The following is a 20,592-nucleotide window of genomic DNA, read 5'->3' as shown; positions in this document are numbered from 1 at the left end:
GGGTGGCGGGTCCCTCCTCGGCCGTCGCGGGGTTGCGGTGGGGGCGCAGCACCAGCACGAACACCAGGATGAGCAGCAGCAGGAAGAGCACGTTGAGCACGCCCAGCGCCGCCGCCTCGCCCGAGTCGAGCTGGGCGGTGAAGGCGATCTTGTACAGCCAGGTCACGGTCGTGTCGGCATGGTTGCCCGCCGTCTTGCCCATGATCACCCAGATGACGGCGAAGGCGTTGAAGACGTGCAGCATGTTGAGGACCAGCGCGATCATGAGTGACGGCCGCAGGATCGGCAGCGTCACCCGGCGCCAGGTCGCCCACGCGCCCGCCCCGTCGATCTTCGCGGCCTCCAGCACGTCGTGCGGCACCGTCTGCAGTCCCGACAGCAGCACGTACGTGGTGAACGGCATCGAGGTGATGATCCCGACCGCCATGACCGAGTAGAGGGCGGTGGCCGGATCCTTGTACCAGTCGACCGGCGCGGAGATGATCGACAGGTCCATGAGGAGCCGGTTGAGCAGCCCGTTGCCGCCCTCGTAGATGAAGCGCCACACGGTCGCCGTCATCACCAGCGAGGTCGCCCACGGCACCAGCAGCGCGAGCCGGACGAGCCTGCGGCCGAAGAACTCCTTCGACAGGAACTGCGCCAGCGCGAGCGAGAGCGCCACGGTCAGCCCGACGACCACGACCAGCCACAGCAGGGTGTTGCCGATCACCAGGCCGAGGGCGTCCTCGCGCAGGAGCCTGGCGTAGTTGTCCAGCCCGGCGAAGCCTCTGACCAGGCCGATCCTGCTGATGTCGATGAAGGACATCCAGACCATGTACAGGGCGGGGAAGACGACGACGCACGCGATGAGGACGGTGCTCGGCGCGAGCCAGCGCCATGGGACGGTGCGATGCCACAGGTCGGCCAATCTCCGCGCCGGCCCGGGCGCCGCCGTTCGACTCCTCATCTCCGCAGACCCTTTCGTCGAGATAGTGGGCCATGTTCTTCACCAATGTGAGCAATGTCAAGCGATTGGCTGCAAAATCAAGCAGCTTCAAGCATCGCTGTGCATGGTCTGCGCAGAGCCGGGAACGCCCGCGTCCGGGGTCGGCGGGAGGAGGGCATGGCTGGTCAGCGGCCCGTCCCGGATGCGGGGACGGCCGGCTGGTCCCGCGGGATCAGTTCACGAGCCGGAGCTCCGGCCGAACGTCTGCCGGTGCAGCCGCTCCAGGGCGATGACCACCGCACCGCGCAGCACCGGATCTCCCTCCACGGTGCCGGCCGCGACCTGGGCGGGCAGCGGGGTGCCGCGCTGGAGCCGTTCCTCCACCCGGGCGGCCAGCGGCGCCCCGGCCGCCCGGCCGATCTCCCCCGCCAGGACCACGAAGCCCGGATCGAGGACCGCGCACGCCCCCAGGGCCGCGACCGCGACCCGGTCGGCCAGCTCGTCCAGGAAGCCCGGCGTGACCTGCCGCAGCGCCGCGGCCACGTCCCCGGCGGGCAGGCCGTGCCGGTCGGCCAGCTCGCGGACGGCGCCGCCGCCGACGAGGTCCTGCAGCGTGCCGCCGCCGAGCCCGGTGGGCGCGTAGGCGATCTCGCCCGCGCCGCCCGACCTGCCCCGGTGCAGGCGGCCGTCCAGGATCACCGCCATGCCGAGGCCCTCGCCGAGCGACAGCAGCGCGAAGGTGTCGCGCCCGCGCGCCGCCCCCAGCCGGTGCTCGGCCAGGCCGACCAGGTTGACCTCGTTCTCCACCAGGACCGGCACGCCGAGCCGGTCCCGCAGGCCGGGCAGCAGGTTGGCGTGCCAGGTGGGCAGCGCCTGGATGTAGGCCACGTCGCCGCTGACCGGATCGACCACGCCCTGCGTGCCGATGACGACGCCGGCCAGCCGGATGCCCTCGGTCCCGGCCAGCGCGGCGGCGATGGCGTCGTGCACGAGCCTGTCGGGTTCCGCCCGCGGATCGAGGGGCAGCACGGCGCCGCCGATCTGACGCCCGGTGACGTCGTTGACGGAGACGAGCACCCGGTCGGGGCGGACCTCGACGCCCGCCACGTGCGCCCGGTCGGCCACCACGCCGTAGAGCAGCGCGTTCGGGCCGCGCCGCCGGGTCTGCGACTGACCCGCCTGGGAGATCAGGCCCGACTCCACCATGCGGTCGACCAGCTCGCCGACCGTCGCCCTGGACAGGCCCGTGCGCTGCTGCAGCTCCGCCCGGGACATGGGCCCGTGGGCGAGCAGCAGGTCGTACGCCATCCTGTCGTTGATCAGGCGCGCGGTGTGCGGGGAGGCGATGTCTGGCATGGCGACTGTCTAGCACAACGTGCTCCGCCCTCTTTCTTTCTGGATCCCATCCTGTTAATTTGCCCGATATGCCCCTGTCGCTGTTCTTCTTCCTGGACGGCGTCGTCTTCGCCACCTGGGTGGTCCGCATCCCCGCGGTCAAAGACCATCTGGGCGCCACCACCGGCGGCCTCGGCGTCGCCCTCATGTGCATGTCGATCGGCACCGGGCTGGCCATGACCGTGAGCGGCCGGCTGTGCGCGCGCTACGGCACCCGGCCGGTCATCCTCGCCGCCATCGCGCTGGTCAGCCTGGCGCTGCCGCTGGTCGCGCTCCCCGGCACGGTGCCGGCGCTGTGCGTCGCGCTCGCGGTGACCGGCCTGTGCTACGGCACCGTCAACATCGGGCTGAACAGCGCTGCCGTCGAGGTCGAGCAGGCCACCCGCCGGCCGGTCATGTCGGTGCTGCACGGACTGTGGAGCGCGGGCGGCCTGGCCGGGGCGCTGCTCGGCGGCCTCGTCGCGACCCGGCTGAGCACCATGCAGCACTTCCTGCTGGTCTGCGCCCTCGTCCTCGCCTGCACGGCCGCGCTCGCCCGGCCGCTGCTGCGCGCCGGCGTCCCCGCGGCGAGCGCCTCACCCGGCGCCCGGCGGCCGTTCGGCCTCATCGTGGTGCTGTGCGGGGTGCTGGCCGTGTGCGCGGCGTTCGGCGAAGGCGCGGTGGCCGACTGGAGCGTGCTGCACCTGCGCGACGACCTGCACGCCGAGGCCAGCCTGGCCGCCTACGGCTTCTCGGCCTACTCGGTGGCGATCGCGCTCGCCCGGCTGGCCGGCAGCCGCCTGGTGCGGCGCTTCGGCCAGACCGCCGTGCTCGTGACCGGCGCCCTGCTGGCGGTGTGCGGCATCCTGGCCGCCTCGTGGACCGGCTCCGTCGCCGTGGCCCTCGGCGGGTTCGTCGCCGTCGGGCTGGGGCTGGCCAACGTGTTCCCGCTGGCCATCGCCCGGGCGGGCGCGCTCGGCGGGCCGTCCGGCGTGGGCCTGGCCTCCAGCATCGGGCACGCCGGGATGCTGGGCGGGCCGCCGCTGATCGGGTTCCTCGCCGAGCACATCGGCCTGGCGGACGCGCTCACGGTCGTCGCCGTCTCCTCCGGGGCCATCGTGCCCCTCGCCGTCTGTCTGCGTACCGGAAGCTCACGAAAGGCGTTGGCATGACCGATCCCTATCGCACCCTGCTGCCCGCTCCCCGACGTGCGGCGCGCACCGGGGGTGAATTCACCTTCGACCGCGTGCACGGCGATCCCGCCCTGGTCGAGGTCGTGCACCGGCTGCTCGGCCCGATGCCCGTCGCCGCCGGCCCCGAGGACGCGCTGTTGGTGCGCCTGGGCGACGGCGCACCCGAGTCCTACCGGCTGCGCGTCCAGGAGGGCGGGGCCGAGATCGTGGCAGCCGACCTCGCGGGGGCAGGGCATGCCGTGCAGATCCTCAAGCAGCTGATCGGCCCCGCCGCCTACCGGGCCGGTGGACGCCCCGGCGGCGTGGTGCCGTGCGGCGAGGTGATCGACGAGCCCGCGCTGGCCTGGCGCGGCGGCATGCTCGACGTCGCCCGGCACTTCATGACCAAACACACCCTGCTGCGCTACGTCGACCTGCTCGCCCAGCACCGGATGAACCGCCTCCACCTGCACCTCACCGACGACCAGGGCTGGCGCGTCGAAAGCCGGAGACATCCGGAGATCAACGAGCTGGCCACGCACCGCCGCGAGACCATGGCCGGCCATCGCCGCTCCGACTTCACCTTCGACGGCACCCCGCACGGCGGCTACTACACCCTCGACGACCTGGCCGAGATCTCCGCCTACGCCGCCGGGCGCGGCATCACCGTCGTCCCCGAGATCGACCTGCCCGGCCACGCCTCCGCGCTGCTGACCGCCTTCCCCGAGCTGGGCACCGGCGCGGGCGAGGTGCTGCGCGGCTGGGGCATCTCGGCCGGCGTGCTCAAGCCCGTCCCCGCCGCGGTCAAGCTCGTGTGCGAGCTCCTCGACGAGCTGCTCACCGCGATCGACACCCCGTACGTGCACCTGGGCGGCGACGAGTGCGTCACCACCGGCTGGACGGGCGACCCGGAGGTGGCCGCGCACCTGGCGGCGATCGGCGCCCGGCAGCCGGGCGACCTGCACGGCTGGTTCCTGCGCGAGATCGGCACGCACCTGGCCGGGCGCGGCAAACGCATGGTGGTCTGGGACGAGGCGTTCCAGACCGGCGGCGTGCTGCCCGACACCATCGTCATGTGCTGGCGCGGCGACGCCATCGCCCGGCAGGCCGCCGCCGCGGGACACGACGTGGTACGCGCCCCCGAATACCCCACCTACCTCAACTTCGACCAGTCCGACCGGCCCGAGGAGCCGCTGTCCATCGGCGGGCCGATCACGCTGCAGGACGCGGCGTCGTTCGCGCCGCTGCCCGCCACGTGGACCGGCCCGGAGCGCGCCAGGGTGCTCGGCGGCCAGTTCCAGGCGTGGACCGAGTACATCCCGGAGGAGCGGCACCTGGACTACATGGTGTTCCCGCGTGCCTGCGCCATCGCCGAGACCCTCTGGTCCGGCGCGCCGGCCGACTACCCCTCCCTGGTCGAGCGGCTGCGCGACGGCCACCTGGCCAGGCTGGACGCGGCCGGATGCGAGTACCGGCCGCTGGAGGGGCCGCGACCCTGGCAGGAAGGCGGCGCCGGGCGGCGCGCCCACTCGCCGGTGGGACGCATGACCAGGCAGCGATGGCTGGAGAAAGGCGCCCAGGTGCCCGGCTCCGGCGTGGTCGACGAGGCCACCACCCACGACGGCTGACGACCGCCGGCGGCGCTAGACGCCCCTGACCTCGTGCCGCCCGCCGGGCGCGGCGAACTCCAGCAGCGCCGCCGCCTCGGCGCGGATCTCCGCCGCCTGACCGCCGGTGACGGGCCGGAACAGCTCCACCGTCACCACGGACTTGTCCCGCTTCCAGGTGCCGTGCACGAACCCGTCGACCAGCACGGTCCCGAGCACCTGCCCGTTGACGGTGATCACCCGGGCCCGGTCGGCGTCGGAGATCACCCGAGTGCGGTCGGCATGGCTCAGCAGCAGGTTGTCGAACGGCGCCAGCAGCCGCACCGGCGCCGGTGCCGCACCGCCGGGCCGGGGAGCGTCCGGCAGGTCGAACAGCTCCCTGCCGCCGGGGCCGGGCAGCGTGACCAGGCGCGGCCGCAGCCGTTCCACCACCTCGCGCAGCCCGGTCAGCCCCGACCACGCCTGCGCGTCGGCCACCGTGGCCGGACCGAACGCCGCCAGGTAACGCAGCACCAGCGTCTCCGGCGACGGCGACGGATGCGGGTCACGGCCCAGCCACGACTCCACCGTCGCGTAGGCCGTCTGCCCCGACCTGCCCCACACCGCACGCGGCGGCACCTGCACGAGCGGGACCAGGATGCGCATGATCTGCGCCAGGTCGGCCGGCTGCGCCCCGGGGAACTCCCCGGCCAGCAGGTTGCCCAGCGCCGCACCGGTCAGCGGCCCGCCGGCCAGCGCCCGGCGGCCCGCCGCCACCACCGCCTCCAGGTCCAGCGCCGCGACGCGGCCCCCGTACGCGCTGTGCAGGAAACGGGTGAGCTGCGGCTGCGTCAGCGGCCGCAGCGTCAGGCTGTCGGCGGCGCTGACCAGGTGGACGGTGCCGCGCATGAGCACCAGCCTGACCACGTGGCGCTCCTCCAGCAGCCGCGCCAGCTCCCCCGGCACGAAGGCGGACAACCGCGACCAGAGCCCGAAATACGGCGGGAACGGCGCCTGCGCCTGGAGGCCGACCAGATGCTCGACCGCTTCCAGCGCGGGCATCGCGTGGCGGCGCAGCAGGAGCTGGCGGGCCAGGGTGGCGCGGTTGAGGTCACGCAGAGTGATCATGGCTGCGTCCTGGCTGCCATGCCGTCCAGCAGGTAGGCCAGGCCACGGGCGAACACGGCGTCCCAGTCGGGGTCCAGGCCGTGCGCCGCCAGCACCGGGTAGGCCTCGCGGTGCGCCAGCAGGCGCCCGGCCACGGCCGCGCCGTCGCCGGCCGGGTCGCGGGCCTGCATCGTGGCCGAGCCGGTCACGAACGTCGACAGGCTGAACGCGGCGGCCGGCAGGTCGGCCCCGCCGAAGCCCGCCCCGGCCAGCGTGGCGTAGAGGAACTCGGTGCGCTCCAGCGCGTTGGGCCCCATCAGGGGCCGGTCGAGCAGCCCGGTCGACCACGGGTGGCGCAGCAGCGCGGCCCGCCAGCCGGTGACCAGCGCCGCGGCCCGCTCCCGCCAGGCGCCGGCGGCGGGCAGCGGCACCTCGCCGAAGACCGCGTCGAGCGCCAGGTCGAGCACGTCGTCCTTGGTCTTGACGTGCCAGTAGAGGGTGGTGGAGCCGGTGCCGAGCCGTTCGGCCAGCCTGCGCATCGTCAGCCGGGCCTCGCCCTCCTCGTCGAGCAGGGCGACGGCCTCGGCCACGATCCGGTCCAGGGTGAGGGGCCGGCGCTCGCGCCGGGCGGGCCGCAGCCACACGCTCTCGTTCACCACCCGACCGATAATACGCTGTACTAGGACCGGATCGATGGTCTAGTAATGGAACAATGAGCCATGTCGAGGTGAGCGAGCTGACCTACCGGCTGCCCGATGGGCGGCCCCTGCTCGACGAGGTGTCCTTCCGCGTCGGCGACGGCGTCACCGCGGCGCTCGTCGGCCCCAACGGCGCCGGCAAGACGACCCTGCTGCGGCTGATCGCCGGCGAGCTGCGGCCCGCCGCCGGCCGCGTCGCCGTCTCCGGCGGCATCGGCGTGATGCGCCAGTTCCCCGGCCCCGGCACCGTCGCCGACATGCTGCTCGCCGTCGCCCCGCGCACCATCGCCGACGCCGCCGCCGAACTGGCCGCAGCCGGGCGCGACCTCGCCGGCGAACCCGGCCAGCTCCGCTACGCCCAGGCGATCAGCGACTACGCCGACGCCGGCGGCTACGCGCTCGAAGTCGTCTGGGACGTGTGCGCCACGCTCGCGCTCGGCCTGCCCTTCGACGCCGTACGCGAGCGCCCGGTCGAGACGCTGTCCGGCGGCGAACGCAAACGGCTCATGCTGGAGGCGCTGCTGCGCGGCCCCGACCGGGTGCTGCTCCTCGACGAACCCGACAACTACCTGGACGTGCCCGCCAAACAGTGGCTGGAGCGGCGGCTGCGCGAGACATCCAAGACCGTGCTGCTCGTCTCCCACGACCGCCGGCTCCTGGCCGAGACGGCCGACCGCGTCGTCACCGTCGAGGCGGGCCGCGTGTGGGTGCACGGCGGCGGCTACGCCGGCTACGCCCGCGCCCGCGCCGAACGCGCCGGCCGCCTCGACGACCTGCGCCGCCGCTGGGACCGCGAACACGCCCGATTGCGCGGCATCGTCCACACCCTGCGCCAGCGCGCCACCCGCAACGACGCCCTGGCCACCACCTACCAGGCCGCGCTCACCCGCCTGGCCAGGTTCGAGGAGGCCGGACCGCCCGAACGCGCGCCCAGACCCCAGAACGTCCGCATCCGCCTGCGCGGCGGCCGCACCGGCAAACGCGCCCTCACCTGCGAACAGCTCGCACTCACCGGCCTGCTGAAGCCGTTCGGCACCGAGATCTGGTACGGCGAGCGCGTGGCCGTGCTCGGCCTCAACGGCACCGGCAAATCACACCTGCTGCGCCTGCTGGCCGGCCATCCCGTCGCCCACACCGGCACCTTCACCCTCGGCGCCCGCGTACGGCCCGGCCTGTTCGCCCAGACGCACGAACGCCCCGACCTGACCGGCCGGGGCGTCGCCGACATCGTCATGGCACCGGTCATGAGCGACGGCACGGCCGCCCCCGCGCTGGAACGCGACGACGCCATGGCCGCCCTGGCCCGCTACGAGCTCGCCCCCGCCTGGAACCGGCCCTTCGAGACGCTGTCCGGCGGCCAGCAGGCCAGACTGCAGATCCTGCTGCTGGAACTGTCCGGCGCCACCCTGCTGCTGCTCGACGAACCCACCGACAACCTCGACCTGGCCGGCGCCGAAGCGCTCCAGCAGGGGCTCGCCGGCTATCAGGGGACGGTGCTGGCCGTCACCCACGACCGGTGGTTCGCCGCCGACTTCGACCGCTACCTCATCTGCGCCGCCGACGGGCACGTCCGCGAAAGCGCCGAGCCCGTATGGGACCAATAGGCGCGCGGCCCGGTCAGGCGAGCGACCGGATCAGGGCCACCGCCTCGTCCAGCGCCGCCGTCTCCGCAGCCGACATCGTCGGGTTGGCCGCCCGGCGCTCGCGCGCCTCGTCCAGATGCCGCCCGAACGGATCACCCTCGCCGGCGCCGGGCCCGGCCCGCACCGCCTCCCGAACGCGGCAGGACAGCAACGACTCCAGCAGGACCAGTACCGTCGCCACCGGCTCCACCCAAGCCAGAGCGAAACTGCCAAGACCCGCCAGGGCACCCTGACGGGTTCTTCATCCGCTGATCATCAACGCAAGATCAAAAGCTTGGGAACAGGCTCTAGGGTGAGGGGATGACCAGGTGGGACAGGCGGAGGTCCGGCGGGATCGCCCGGAGCGGGGAGCGTCGCACGGGCGGGCGCGGCTAGCGGTGCGATCGCTGCTGGGCGACCTCGCCTCGCCGGCCGTCGACGCGTTCCTGGACGCCGTCGACGCCGTGATGAACTCCAACACCTTCCTGCTCAAGGTGCGCGCCGGAGCGCGGGTGACCTCCGGAAACCGCGCCGAGACGCTGTCCGCCTTCCTCCGCGACCCGCTGTTTCACGACATGATGCTCGCCGCCGACCGGAGCCGGAACTGGGGCAACCTCCAGCCGGCGGCGCCGGGCGGGAGCTCGCTCGTGCTCCACGGGGTGCGGCCGGTCGTGCGCGACCTCGGCCGGGAAGGGTTCGAAGGGCGGCTGCGCTGGATGCTCCAGCGGGCCTTCAGCCCCTACGGCCGTCATCTGGACGACGAGCGCGCCGAGGCGGTGCTGGGCCCGTTGCCGGAGGCGCTGTTCGGCGCCGCCGGGGCGGCCCCGGGTCAGGAGGAGTGGTCGTTCTGCGACGTGCGGCCCGACTTCCTGCGCAGCACCGGCTACTACACCGGCGAGCCCTGTCCCGAATCGGCCTACTTCGACGGGGGCCCATCCGATACGGCCACGTTCTTCTACAGCGGCGAGGTCTTCCACCTGTTGCTCACCAACGGTTCCCCATGAACGCCGGCCGGGTGGCCGGTGATCCCCCGCGGGGCCCGTCGGCGCGGGTCAGGGCCAGGCCGAAGGCGATGACGGCCAGGGTGCAGGCGACCGCCCGGAGGTCGTTCGCCGGATTCCAGTGGCTCAGGAACCTCGACCACTCGGCCGCGCCCTCCGGCGTGGCGGGGCCGACCGCCGCGAGCCGGTCGCTCCACGGGACGTTGACGGCGATGGTGATGATCACGCCCGCGAGGTAGAGCGCGGAGCCGGTCAGCGACCACCACCTGCCCGGCCCGCCCCGGACGAGGCCGAGCACCGCGAGCACCAGGCAGACCAGGCAGGTGCCCATGAAGATCAGCATGAAGAGCGGGTTGTAGATCTCGACGTTGACCATGTTCATCGCGGCGGCGCCCTGGCCGGCGGGCATGCGTTCCAGCGAGCCCAGCACCGAGTTGCCGTAGGCGAAGAAGACGCCGCCCATCAGCGCCGAGCCGGTGAGTGCCGCGAAGGTGAGGATCCTGGTGACGGTCGTGCCGGCCACGCCCCCGCCACCCGGGCTGAGAATCGGTGTTGTCGCCATGCCCCCAGTTCATCGCGATGACAGGAGCCGGGCCATGGCTGTGTGGCGCATGTCCATGTCCGGGAATCTCAGCGAAGCTGACCATCATGGACGTGCTCGACGATCTGCTGGCCGGCACCAAGGCCCACGGCGGGGTCTTCAACCTGACGATCATGGACCCGCCGTGGGCGCTGCACATCGTCGACGAGGCGCCGCTCTCGCTCGCCTCCCTCATCCGAGGCTCGGCGTGGATCGTCCGGGACGGCGCGGAACCCGTCCGGATGGCCGAGCGCGACGTCGCAGTCCTGCGCGGCCCCGGACCGTACGTCGTCGGCGACGACCCCGCGACCGCGCCGCAACTGCGCATCCACCCGGGCGGGCGCTGCGAACCCCTGCCCGGGGCGCCCGTCGACTACAGCGCGCGGCTCGCGGTCCGGACGCACGGCGGACGCCCCGAAGGCGCCGCGATGGTGGTCAGCGGCACCTACCAGCTCCAGGGCGACGTCAGCCGCAGGTTGCTCTCCGCCCTGCCGCCGGTGCTGGTGGTCCCGGCCGCCGACGTCGCCGGACACGTGATGGACCTGGTGCTCGGCGAGATCCAGAACGACCAGCCCGGCCAGCAGAGCGTGCTGGACCGGTGGCTCGACCTGGCGCTGATCACCACGCTGCGGGCCTGGTTCGCCCGGCCGGAGTCGCGCGCGCCGGGATGGTACCGGGCCCAGGGCGACCCGGTCGTCGGCTTGGCGCTCCGCCTCCTGCACGAGGATCCGGCGCATCCGTGGACCGTGGCCGAGCTGGCCGGACGCGCCGGCGTCTCCCGCGCCACCTTCTCCCGCCGCTTCACCGCCCTGGTCGGCGAGGGGCCGATGGCGTATCTGACCGGCTGGCGGATCACGCTGGCCGCCGACCTGCTGCGCACCACCGACGACACCGTCGAGGCGATCGCCCGTCGCGTCGGCTACACCAACGCCTTCACCCTGTCCGTCGCCTTCAAGCGCGTGCGCGGCATCAGCCCGACGACCCACCGCCACCCGCCGGCCACCTGAGCTCGCGGCGATCACGGTGTCCCCGCGGGCGGGTGCGCCGGAACGAAGAGCGCGGCCAACCCGCCCGCCACCAGGGGCACGACAGGCTCGTTGATCACCAGGTGCCGGCGGGCTCTACCGGGGCCGGGCGCCGTCCGGGCGGACGTGGCGCAGCAGGAGGGCGGCGGGGACCGCCGCCAGGGCCATCACCACGGCGGCGGTGATCGAGGTGACGCGCAGCCCCGACACGAACGCCTCCGAGGCCGCCGACAACAGCGCCCCCCGCATGCCCTCCGACAGCTGCTCCGCCGCGGCCACGGCCCCCGCCAGCGTTTCGCGCGCCGCCCCGGGCAGGCCGGGCAGCGCCGCGATCTCGGCACGGTAGACCGCCGCGCCCACCGTACCGAGCGCGGCGATGCCCAGCGCGCCGCCGAACTCGGTGCCCGCCTCCGACAGGGCCGACGCGGCTCCGGCGCGCTCCGGCGGGGCGCCGGCCAGGATGAGGTCCGTGGCCAGCGTCGCCACCATGCCGATGCCCACCGCCATGACGCCGACGCACACCGTCAGCAGCGCCGGCGGGGAGCCGGGCTCGATCCGCGCCGTCAGCAGCAGACCCGCCGCCGCCACCAGCAGGCCCCACGTGACGACCAAGCCCGGCCGCACCGCCCGTACCAGGAGCGTCGCCGCCGCCACGCCCGCCATCGTCGCGACGATGGCGGGCAGCATCCACAGGGCGGCGGTGAACGGCCGCAGCCCGGCCACGAGCTGCAGGAACTGCGAGGCGAACAGCATCAGCCCGACCATCGCGAACATCGTCAGCGAGTTCACCACCAGCGAGGCGGAGAACGCCCGCGACCGGAACAGCCGCAGGTCGATCATCGGATCGGCGAGCCGCCCCTGCCGGCGGGCGAACACCACCCCCGCGCCGAGCCCGGCCGGCACCGCCGGCAACGCCGCCCAGCCCGGGTCGTCCGAGGCCAGCAGCTTCACCCCGTAGATCACCGGCAGCACCGCGGCGAGCGACAGGACCGCGCTGACCGGGTCGAAGCGGCCCGGCCGGGGGTCGCGGCACTCGGGCACCAGCAGCGGCGCGCACACCAGCAGCAGCGCCATCACCGGCACGCCGAGCAGGAACGCCGATCCCCACCAGAAGCGTTCGAGCAGCAGCCCGCCGGCCACCGGGCCGATCACAGCGCCGCCGGAGAAGCCCGCGGCCCACACGCCGATCGCGGTCCGGCGCCGCCGCGCGTCGGTGAACATGGCGCGGATCAGCGCGAGCGTCGACGGCGCCAGCGTCGCCCCGGCCGCGCCGAGCAGCGCCCGCGCGGCGATGAGCGTCTCGGCGCTGGAGGAGTACGCGGCGACGGCCGACGCGACCCCGAACGCGGCGGCGCCGATCATCAGCAGCCGCCTGCGGCCGATCCTGTCGCCCAGCGTGCCCATCGTGAGCAGGAGCCCGGCGAGCACGAACCCGTAGATGTCCATGATCCACAGCGTTTGGGCGGCCGTGGGCGCGAGGTCTTCGCTCAGCATGGGGAGCGCGAAATAGAGCACCGAGATGTCCATCGAGACCAGCACGCACGGGATGGTGAGGACGACCAGTCCCGCCCACTGTTGTGAGTACGATGTATGCGTCACGCGCATACACGATACGCAACAGCCAAATAAAGTCCAGTAGTGCTTAATTTCATCACGAATTACCGCACGAATTCATGATAAAGTTTCGACACGGATAGCCGAGGGAGTGTGACGAAAATGCTGAGCTGCCGGCAGTGCGGCAAGGAGCTGACCGTGCCGGCCCGGGGCCGGCGCCCCCGCTACTGCTCACGCGCCTGCCAGGCCCGCGCCTACCGCGCCAGGGCCGCCGGCCGCGCCGGCGACGGGCCGCCACCGGCCGTCGCGGAGTCGAAGGGCGCGCTCACCGTCGACCGGATCGTCCGCGCCGCCATCGCGATCGCCGACGCCGAAGGGCTGGAGGCGCTGTCCATGCGCCGCGTCGCCACCGCCCTCGACGCCGGCACCATGTCGCTCTACCGTCACGTGCCCGGCAAGGAGGAACTCATCGACCTGATGGCCGGATACGTCCTCGGCCGGGCCGAGCCGCCCCTGCCTGCCACCGGCGGCTGGCGCGAGCGCGTGGAAGCCTACGCCCGCGCCATGTGGGCGCTCTACCACCGCCACCCGTGGCTGCTGCGGATCCTCACCGTCACCCGCCCCCGCCTCGTCCCCAACGGCCTGGCCCGGACCGAATGGCTGCTGCGCGGCGTCGAAGGGCTGAGCGACGACCTGCCCACCATGCTCAGGGCCGCCGTCACCGTGACCGGCTACGTGCAGGGCATGGCCATGTTCCTGGTCAACGACCAGCAGGCCGAGCAGCGCACCGGCGTCGGCAAGGACGAATGGTGGCAGGCCAACCGGGGCCGCTTCCACGACCTCGTCACCGGCGGCCCCTACCCGATCCTCGCCCGGATCGCCGAATCGGGCGAGGACGACGCCGGCCTGGAGGAGGAGTTCGAGTTCGGGCTGCAGCGCCTGCTCGACGGCCTGGCCGCGCACCTCGGCCAGGCCCCGCGCTGACCCCCGACCCCTACGCGTGGTTCACGTACTGCCGCAGATGCTGGGCCGTCAGCGACGTGCCGGAGGCGACGAGCTCGCCCGGGGTGCCGGTGAAGACGATCTGGCCGCCGTCGTGACCGGCGCCCGGCCCGAGGTCCACGATCCAGTCGGCGTGCGCCATCACCGCCTGGTGGTGCTCGATGACGATGACCGTGTTGCCGTCGTCGACCAGCCGGTCCAGCAGCGCCAGCAGCCGGTCCACGTCCGCCAGGTGCAGGCCCGTGGTCGGCTCGTCCAGGATGTAGGTGGTGCCGTTCCGCGCCATGTGGATGGCCAGCTTCAGGCGCTGGCGCTCACCGCCCGACAGCGTGGTCAGCGGCTGGCCCAGCGCCACGTAGCCGAGCCCCACCGCCTCCAGCCGGTCCAGGATCGCCCCCGCCTGACCCCCGGTGAAGAACTCGCGCGCCTGCGACACCGACATGCCCAGCACCTCGCCGATGTTCTTGCCGCGCAGCGTGTAGGACAGCACCTGCGGCGTGAACCGCTTGCCGTCGCACTCCTCGCACACGGTCGCCACGTCGGCCATCATCGCCAGATCGGTGTAGATCAGGCCGATGCCCTTGCACGCCGGGCAGGCGCCCTCGGAGTTGGCGCTGAACAGGCCCGGCTTGACCCCGTTGGCCTTCGCGAACGCCGCCCTGATCGGGTCGAGCACGCCGGTGTAGGTCGCCGGGTTGCTGCGCCGCGAGCCGCGGATCGGCGACTGGTCGGCGACGATCACGCCGTCGCGGCCGGACAGGTTGCCGTGGATGAGCGAGCTCTTGCCCGACCCCGCCACCCCGGTGACGACCGTGAGCACGCCGAGCGGGATGTCGACGCTCACGTCACGCAGGTTGTGCTGCGTGGCGCCGCGGATCGGCAACTGCCCCGACGGCTGCCGTACGGAGTCGCGCAGGGTGACACGGTGGTCGAGATAGCGGCCGGTCAGCGACCCGGAGGCGCGCAGCCCGTCGAGGTCGCCCGCGTAACACAGGGTGCCGCCGGCCGCGCCCGCGCCCGGCCCGAGGTCGACCACGTGGTCGGCGATCCTGATCGTCTCCGGCTTGTGCTCCACCACCAGCACCGTGTTGCCCTTGTCGCGCAACTGCAGCAGCAGCTCGTTCATCCGCTGGATGTCGTGCGGGTGCAGGCCCGCCGTCGGCTCGTCGAACACGTACGTGACGTCCGTCAGGCTCGAATTGAGATGGCGGACCATCTTCACCCGCTGCGCCTCGCCGCCCGACAGCGTCGAGGACTCCCGGTCCAGGCTCAGATAGCCCAGCCCGATCTCCACCAGCGAGTTCAGCGTGTCGCGCAGACCCTGCACCACCGGCCCCACCGTCGGGTCGGAGATCCCCGACACGAACGCGGCCAGGTCGCTGATCTGCATGGACGAGCAGGCCGCGATGTCGACGCCGTCGATCGTGGCCGAGCGGGCCGCCTCGTTGAGCCGGGTGCCCTTGCAGTCGGGGCAGGTCGTCAGCTGGACCGCCCGGTCGGCGAACGCGCGCGTCTGCCCCTTCATCGACTCGCGGTCCTTGCCGAGGTAGCTGCGCCGCACCTTCGGGACCAGGCCCTCGTAGGTGAAGTTGCTGGAGCCGACCTTCACCTTGACCGGCTCCTTGTGCAGGAGATCGGCCCATTCGGTCTCGGTGTAGTCGGCCAGCCTGCGGTCGGGGTCGAAGAAGCCGGACCCCGCGATGATCTGCCACGGCCAGGTGTCGACGCCGTAGCCGGGCACCTTGAGCGCGCCCTCCTTCAGCGACAGCGACCGGTCGACCAGCTCGTCCACGTCGATGTCGGTGACCTTGCCGAGGCCCTCGCACGCCGGGCACATGCCCGCCGGCAGGTTGAAGCTGAAGGCCATGGGCGGGCCGACGTGCGGCGAGGCGATCCGGCTGAAGACGATGCGCAGCATCGTGTACGCGTCGGTCGCCGTGCCGACGGTCGAGCGGGCGTTGGAGCCCATCCGCTCCTGGTCCACGATGATCGCCGCGCTCAGGTTGTGCAGGGCGTCGACGTCCGGACGGGCCAGGCTCGGCATGAAACCCTGCAGGAACGCCGTATAGGTCTCGTTGATCAGCCGGCGGGACTCCGCCGCGATCGTCTCGAAGACCAGGGAGGACTTGCCGGAGCCGGAAACCCCGGTGAAGACGGTCAGCCGCCGCTTCGGGATGTCGAGGGAGACACCGGTGAGATTGTTCTCGCGTGCGCCGCGAACCTGGATGAGGTCGTGGCTGTCGGCCGCGGAGTGATCGTGAGCGGGTGCGCTTGCGCCATTCATGGGTTCAAGTTTGCCATTAAACTATGAGTCTAGACTTTCGACACAGCATCCTCGGCTTTCACGAGGAAACCTTAAAATCCTACGTAACCCCGGAGGCGCGTCGTGCGGCCCATCGACCTGGCGCGGCTGGCGGGCGTGTCGACCCAGCAGATCCGCAACTACGCCGACGAGGGCATCCTGCCGCCGGCGCCGCGCACGCCGGCCGGCTACCGCAGCTTCGACGCCCGGCACCGCCGCGCCCTGCTCGCCTACCAGGCGCTGGCCGCCGGGTTCGGGCGCGACCTGGCACGGGCGATCATGCAGGCCGTGCACGAGGGCGAGGTGCCCGTGGCGCTCACCCTGATCGACGCCGGGCACGCCGAGCTGCACGAGCAGCGGCTGTCGCTGCGCGCCACCGGCGAGGCGCTCGAAGCCGTCGCCGGGCAGGACACCACCCAGGCGCCCCGCTCCGGCCTGCGGATCGGCGACGTCGCGGCGCACCTGGGCGTGCGCGCCTCGGCGCTGCGGCTGTGGGAGTCGGCCGGGCTGCTGACGCCGCGGCGTGAGCACGGCACCGGCTACCGCACCTACGGCCCGGCCGACGTCCGCGACGCCCGCATGGTCACCATTCTCCGCCAGGGCCGCTACCCGTTCCCGCAGATCAGGCTCGTGCTGGAGGGCCTGCGCCGCACCGGCGGCAGCGCGGCGCTGCGCACCGCCATCACCCAGCGCCAGGGCGAGCTCACCGAGCGGGCGAGCGCCATGCTGGAAGGCGCCGCCCGCCTGCACGCCTACCTCAACGAACGGGACTGAACGGTCAGCGAGCCGGGCCGAGGCGCTCGCACAGCTCCCACACCACGTCGCAGGTCCGCTCGTCCAGCACGCTCGCCGGCCACGGCCGGCGGCGGCACCGCTGGTCGAAGTACGCCCCGCTGACCCCCGCCACCTCCGCCGAGCCGGCCAGGTGGACGCTGGAGCGCGACGGCTTGGACAGATCGCCGAACAGCAGCGGCACCACCAGCTTCACCACCGGCACCACCGGCCGGTAGGCGTACGGGAACGCGCGGATCGGCAGCGACCGGTTCATCGGCGTGTCGCCGTGACCCGGATAGGCCACGTTCACCGTCACCCCGCTGCCTTCCAGCACCCGCGCGAAGCGGCGGCTCATCGCCATGAGGATCGTCTTGGTGTGGTTGTAGTGGGTGAAGGTCCACCCGAGGAACCGCCGCTCGGCCTGCAGGTTGTCCAGCTCGATCGGCCCGCCGGGGATGCCGCCGGTGATGTTGACGACCCGCCCGCCCGCACCAGCCCGCAGCAGCGGCAGCAGCAGCCGGGTCAGCGCGAACGGCGCCAGCACGTGCGCGGCGAACATCGTCTCCACCCCATCGGCCGTCTCCTGCCTGACCGGCCCGTTGACGCCCACGTTGTTGATCAGCACGTCGACGCCGTCGCACCGCTCGGCCACCCGCGCGGCCAGCTCCCGCATCCCGGCGAGACAGGTGACGTCCGCGGCGACGGATTCGACCTGCTCGTTGCCGGTGTCGCGGGCCAGCTCGGCGGCCGCCCGGCGGGCCCGCTCCGGATCGCGCCCCACCAGGACGACGCGCGCGCCGAGGCGTGCCAGCCCGCGCGCCGTCTCCTTGCCGATCCCCGCCGTGCTGCCCGTGACCACGGCCGTCTTTCCCCGCATGACGAACTCCCTTGTCGACTACACCGCTCCAAACATGGCACTGAGTGTCGAATTCGTCAACGCAGGACAGAATGTAAACTCCGGTGCGTGACTGGATTGCGGGAACGCACGAGGCAGGCCGTCCGGGCCGAGCTGACCGGGGTGGCGCTGCGGCTGTTCGCCGAGCACGGCTTCGACGCGGTGACGGTCGACGACATCGCCCGGGAGGCCGGGATGTCCAAACGCAGCTTCTTCCGCTACTTCCCGGCCAAGGAGGACGTCGTCCTCGGCGGCATCGACCTGCTGGGCGGCGAGATCGCCGGCGAACTCGCCGCCCGGCCCCTGGACGAGGACCCGTGGGAGTCGCTGCACGCCGTGCTGCGCGGCCACGAGCAGCGCATCGATGCCGAGAAGAGATCGCTGGAGAGCCTGCGGCTGATCGAGGCGACCCCCGCGCTGCGCGCCCGGCTCCACCAGAAGCGGGAGGAGACCCGCACCCAGATCACCGAGGCGCTGCTGTCGCGGCCCGGCCTCGACCCGTTCACCGCCGACCTGCTCACCGCCGCCGCCGCGGCGGCACTGGAGTGCGTCTCACGCGCGTGGGCCGCCGCGCCCGGCGACGCCGACCGGCTCGCCCTGGTCGACCGCGCCTTCGCGCTGCTGCGGCCCGGCGGAGGGCCGGGCTGACCCCGACGCGCGGAGCGCTTCACCCGCCGCGGACGGCCAGGCACCCTCCGGGGTCGGTAACACTGGACCGCGAGGCGGCAGACGGGGGGACGACGATGGAATGGACGATCCAGGAGCTCGCGGCCAGGGCCGGGATCACGAGCCGCACCCTGCGGCACTACGACCACGTCGGCCTGCTGTCCCCCACCCGCGTGGGCGAGAACGGATACCGCTTCTACGACATCGGAGCGGTCGTCCGGCTGCAGCGGATCCTGTTCATGCGCCGGCTGGGCATGGCCCTGCCGGCCATCGCCGAGGTCCTGGCGGAGGAGGTGGACGAACGCGACGGACTGCGGGCCCACATCGCCGCGCTGGAAGAGGAGCGAGACCGGATCGATCAGCAGATCCGGGCCGTGCGCCACACACTCGACGCCCTGCTGGCCGGGGCCGAACCCTACATGGACGTGATGTTGGAAGGATTCAACGACCGCTTCAAGGACGACGTGATCGCGCGCTGGGGCGAGCGCGCCTTCCGGGTGAGCCACGACTGGTGGCACGGCAAGACCATGGCGCAGCAGAGAGCCTGGAAGCAGGCCACCGAAGACCTCGCCGCCGCCTGGGCCGACGCGGCGAGGACCGGCGTCTCCCCGGCCTCGGAGCTCGCCCAGTCGCTGGCCGCCCGGCACATCCGGTGGCTGAGCAAGATCCCCGGCACTCCCACGGCCGACGGCGACCGGGTGCGCTCGATCGAGATGGTGAAGGGCCTGGGGCAGATGTACGTGGACAACCCCAGCTTCGCCACCACGTTCGGCGACGCCGAGGGGGCGGTGTTCGTACGCGACGCGCTGCACGAATACGCCCGAACCCGGATGTAGTCCACCATCGCCGTCGCATCATCGCCCGCCCGTGAACGGCGGCCCGCGGGCTCGGCGAGCCGCTTGCCGCAGGCGGTCTCGTCAGGCCCTTTCGTAGGTCAGGTCCAGCACGCCGGTGCCGAACGTGGTGGACGCGGTGAGCCGGAGCGGGATCTTCCCCATCGCGTCGTCGAACAACTTCTGGCCGCCGCCGACCACGAGCGGGTGCACGAGCAGGTGCAACTCGTCCAGCAGCCCGTCGCGCAGCAGTGAGCGGACCAGCGCGGGACTGCCGCTCATCCCGAGGTCGCCGCCCGGCTCCCGCTTGAGACCGGCCAGCCGGTCGTAGCCGATGACCGTGGTGTTCTGCCAGGTGGGGGCGGTCAGCGTGGTGGAGACCACGTACTTGGGGACGTCGTTGAGCAGCTTGGCCATGGGGTCGGCGTCCGGGTCCTGGTGCGGCCAGTGCGCGGCGAACTCCTCGTAGGTGCCCCGGCCGAGGAGCAGGGCCTCGCCGCGGTCCATGAGCGCGCCGACGGAGCGGCCCATCTCCTCGTCGAGGTAAGGGAAATGCCAGGTCTGAGGCGCTTCCACGACGCCGTCGAGCGAGACGAACAGGCCGGCGATGATCTTCCTCATCGGGAACCTCCTTCTTCGGTGCCCTCATCCTCTTACCGACAAAAAAATTTGTCAAGGCGGGCGTGATCACCCCGGAAAGCGGGTCTGAGGAGGTCAGGACTCCAGGAAGTGCAGAATGGCCAGCACGCGGCGGCTGTAGCCGGTGGCGTGCGACAGGTTCAGCTTGTCGAACAGCGAGTTCACGTGCTTCTCCACGGCGCTCTGCGACACGTGCAGCGCCTGGGCGATCGAGGCGTTGGTCAGCCCCTGCGCCATCCGCTCCAGCACCTCGCGCTCACGGGCGGTCAGCCGCGCCAGCGGATCCACCTGCGTCGTGCGCGCCAGCAACTGGCGCACCACCTCGGGATCGAACGCCGCGCCCCCGGCGCCCACCCGCTCCAGCGCGTCCAGGAAGTCACCCACCTGCGCCACCCGGTCCTTCAGCAGGTAGCCGACACCGGACACGTCCGCGCTCATCAGCTCGGTGGCGTACTTCTTCTCCACGTACTGCGACAGCACCAGCACCCGCACACCCGGCCAGCGCCGCCTGATCTCCAGGGCCGCGCGCAGCCCCTCGTCGGTGTGGGTGGGCGGCATGCGCACGTCCACCACCACGATGTCCGGCACATGCGCCGCCACCTCGGCCACCAGCGCCCCGGCGTCGCCGACGGCGGCGGGCACCTCGTGCCCCTCCTCCAGCAGCAGCCGCACCAGGCCCTCGCGCAGCAGCGTCGAGTCCTCGGCCAGGATCACCCGCACGGCAGCACCGCCGTGACCAGCGTCGGCCCGCCCGCCGGGCTGTCGACCTCGAACACGCCGTCCAGCGCCGCCACCCGCCGGCCCAGCCCGGACAGCCCGCCCCCCGCGGCGCTCGCG

At 72.7% G+C, this 20,592-nt stretch carries 20 protein-coding genes; 9 read left to right on the top strand and 11 right to left on the bottom strand.

What is annotated here, in order from left to right:
- Together ADY59_RS37860 and ADY59_RS37855 are read right to left on the bottom strand one after the other, a co-directional pair.
- A partial coding sequence (locus ADY59_RS37860; RefSeq protein ID WP_156325972.1) for a carbohydrate ABC transporter permease occupies positions 1 to 946 on the bottom strand: 946 nt, incomplete at its 3' end.
- Positions 947 to 1,162: 216 nt separating this feature from the next.
- Positions 1,163 to 2,281: an ROK family transcriptional regulator gene (locus tag ADY59_RS37855; protein WP_049573083.1), complete on the bottom strand. Its 1,119-nt coding sequence runs from the start codon at positions 2,279 to 2,281 to the stop codon at positions 1,163 to 1,165.
- A gap of 68 nt (positions 2,282 to 2,349) precedes the next feature.
- On the opposite strand from ADY59_RS37855, the gene ADY59_RS37850 reads away from it, so the two are divergent.
- The gene (locus ADY59_RS37850) at positions 2,350 to 3,471 is read left to right on the top strand and encodes an MFS transporter (protein ID WP_053175526.1); all 1,122 of its coding nucleotides are present in this window, start codon (positions 2,350 to 2,352) and stop codon (positions 3,469 to 3,471) included.
- Positions 3,468 to 5,099, top strand: a complete 1,632-nt coding sequence (locus ADY59_RS37845; RefSeq protein ID WP_053175523.1) for a beta-N-acetylhexosaminidase — start codon at positions 3,468 to 3,470, stop codon at positions 5,097 to 5,099. Before ADY59_RS37850 ends, ADY59_RS37845 begins: the two co-directional genes overlap by 4 nt.
- 15 nt (positions 5,100 to 5,114) lie before the next feature.
- On the opposite strand, the gene ADY59_RS37840 is transcribed toward ADY59_RS37845, so the two are convergent.
- Positions 5,115 to 6,185, bottom strand: coding sequence for a winged helix DNA-binding domain-containing protein (locus ADY59_RS37840; RefSeq protein WP_049573082.1), 1,071 nt, complete (start codon positions 6,183 to 6,185; stop codon positions 5,115 to 5,117).
- Entirely contained in the window at positions 6,182 to 6,823 is a 642-nt protein-coding gene (locus tag ADY59_RS37835) for a TetR/AcrR family transcriptional regulator (RefSeq protein WP_231619085.1), read from the bottom strand. The genes ADY59_RS37840 and ADY59_RS37835 overlap by 4 nt, the downstream gene beginning before the upstream one ends.
- Positions 6,824 to 6,876: 53 nt before the next feature.
- Here ADY59_RS37835 and ADY59_RS37830 point away from each other — a divergent pair, with 53 nt between their 5' ends.
- A complete protein-coding gene (locus ADY59_RS37830) occupies positions 6,877 to 8,466 on the top strand; it encodes an ABC-F family ATP-binding cassette domain-containing protein (protein ID WP_049573074.1) in 1,590 nt (529 codons plus the stop codon).
- A gap of 13 nt (positions 8,467 to 8,479) precedes the next feature.
- Here the strand turns inward: ADY59_RS37830 and ADY59_RS51895 are convergent, their stop codons facing one another.
- Positions 8,480 to 8,686, bottom strand: coding sequence for a hypothetical protein (locus ADY59_RS51895; RefSeq protein ID WP_049573071.1), 207 nt, complete (start codon positions 8,684 to 8,686; stop codon positions 8,480 to 8,482).
- Between the two features lie 196 nt (positions 8,687 to 8,882).
- On the opposite strand from ADY59_RS51895, the gene ADY59_RS37820 reads away from it, so the two are divergent.
- Positions 8,883 to 9,488 (top strand): hypothetical protein, encoded by a 606-nt coding sequence (locus ADY59_RS37820; protein WP_049573068.1) that lies wholly within the window; start codon positions 8,883 to 8,885, stop codon positions 9,486 to 9,488.
- Here ADY59_RS37820 and ADY59_RS37815 read toward each other — a convergent pair.
- On the bottom strand, positions 9,469 to 10,047 hold the full coding sequence (locus tag ADY59_RS37815; RefSeq protein WP_082310716.1) for an anthrone oxygenase family protein: 579 nt from the start codon (positions 10,045 to 10,047) through the stop codon (positions 9,469 to 9,471). The two genes, ADY59_RS37820 and ADY59_RS37815, sit on opposite strands and share 20 nt — an antisense overlap.
- An 86-nt stretch (positions 10,048 to 10,133) precedes the next feature.
- On the opposite strand from ADY59_RS37815, the gene ADY59_RS37810 reads away from it, so the two are divergent.
- The gene (locus ADY59_RS37810) at positions 10,134 to 11,072 is read left to right on the top strand and encodes an AraC family transcriptional regulator (protein WP_049573066.1); all 939 of its coding nucleotides are present in this window, start codon (positions 10,134 to 10,136) and stop codon (positions 11,070 to 11,072) included.
- A 114-nt stretch (positions 11,073 to 11,186) separates the two neighbouring features.
- Here ADY59_RS37810 and ADY59_RS37805 read toward each other — a convergent pair whose 3' ends face one another.
- Positions 11,187 to 12,695, bottom strand: a complete 1,509-nt coding sequence (locus ADY59_RS37805; RefSeq protein ID WP_049573061.1) for an MFS transporter — start codon at positions 12,693 to 12,695, stop codon at positions 11,187 to 11,189.
- A gap of 111 nt (positions 12,696 to 12,806) precedes the next feature.
- Here ADY59_RS37805 and ADY59_RS37800 point away from each other — a divergent pair, with 111 nt between their 5' ends.
- Positions 12,807 to 13,628, top strand: coding sequence for a TetR/AcrR family transcriptional regulator (locus tag ADY59_RS37800; protein WP_049573060.1), 822 nt, complete (start codon positions 12,807 to 12,809; stop codon positions 13,626 to 13,628).
- Between the two features lie 10 nt (positions 13,629 to 13,638).
- On the opposite strand, the gene ADY59_RS37795 is transcribed toward ADY59_RS37800, so the two are convergent.
- Positions 13,639 to 15,930 carry an ATP-binding cassette domain-containing protein gene (locus ADY59_RS37795; protein WP_049573057.1) on the bottom strand — a complete coding sequence of 764 codons (2,292 nt, stop codon included), beginning with the start codon at positions 15,928 to 15,930 and terminating at the stop codon, positions 13,639 to 13,641.
- A 102-nt stretch (positions 15,931 to 16,032) separates the two neighbouring features.
- Between ADY59_RS37795 and ADY59_RS37790 the strand changes: the two genes are divergently transcribed.
- Entirely contained in the window at positions 16,033 to 16,722 is a 690-nt protein-coding gene (locus tag ADY59_RS37790) for a MerR family transcriptional regulator (RefSeq protein ID WP_049573054.1), read from the top strand.
- 4 nt (positions 16,723 to 16,726) lie between these two features.
- Here ADY59_RS37790 and ADY59_RS37785 read toward each other — a convergent pair whose 3' ends face one another.
- Positions 16,727 to 17,599, bottom strand: coding sequence for an SDR family NAD(P)-dependent oxidoreductase (locus ADY59_RS37785; RefSeq protein ID WP_049573052.1), 873 nt, complete (start codon positions 17,597 to 17,599; stop codon positions 16,727 to 16,729).
- Between the two features lie 87 nt (positions 17,600 to 17,686).
- Here ADY59_RS37785 and ADY59_RS37780 point away from each other — a divergent pair, with 87 nt between their 5' ends.
- Positions 17,687 to 18,265, top strand: a complete 579-nt coding sequence (locus ADY59_RS37780) for a TetR family transcriptional regulator (RefSeq protein WP_063780907.1) — start codon at positions 17,687 to 17,689, stop codon at positions 18,263 to 18,265.
- 95 nt (positions 18,266 to 18,360) lie between these two features.
- Entirely contained in the window at positions 18,361 to 19,119 is a 759-nt protein-coding gene (locus ADY59_RS37775; RefSeq protein WP_049573048.1) for a MerR family transcriptional regulator, read from the top strand.
- Positions 19,120 to 19,200: 81 nt separating this feature from the next.
- On the opposite strand, the gene ADY59_RS37770 is transcribed toward ADY59_RS37775, so the two are convergent.
- A complete protein-coding gene (locus tag ADY59_RS37770; protein WP_049573045.1) occupies positions 19,201 to 19,737 on the bottom strand; it encodes a dihydrofolate reductase family protein in 537 nt (178 codons plus the stop codon).
- A 93-nt stretch (positions 19,738 to 19,830) separates the two neighbouring features.
- The gene (locus tag ADY59_RS37765) at positions 19,831 to 20,475 is read right to left on the bottom strand and encodes a response regulator (RefSeq protein WP_049573042.1); all 645 of its coding nucleotides are present in this window, start codon (positions 20,473 to 20,475) and stop codon (positions 19,831 to 19,833) included.
- Positions 20,476 to 20,592: the final 117 nt, after the last annotated feature.

The organism is Nonomuraea sp. SBT364 (assembly GCF_001083785.1).
In the GTDB taxonomy this organism is placed as follows: domain Bacteria; phylum Actinomycetota; class Actinomycetes; order Streptosporangiales; family Streptosporangiaceae; genus Nonomuraea.
This window is presented reverse-complemented; position numbering and strand designations above follow the sequence as displayed.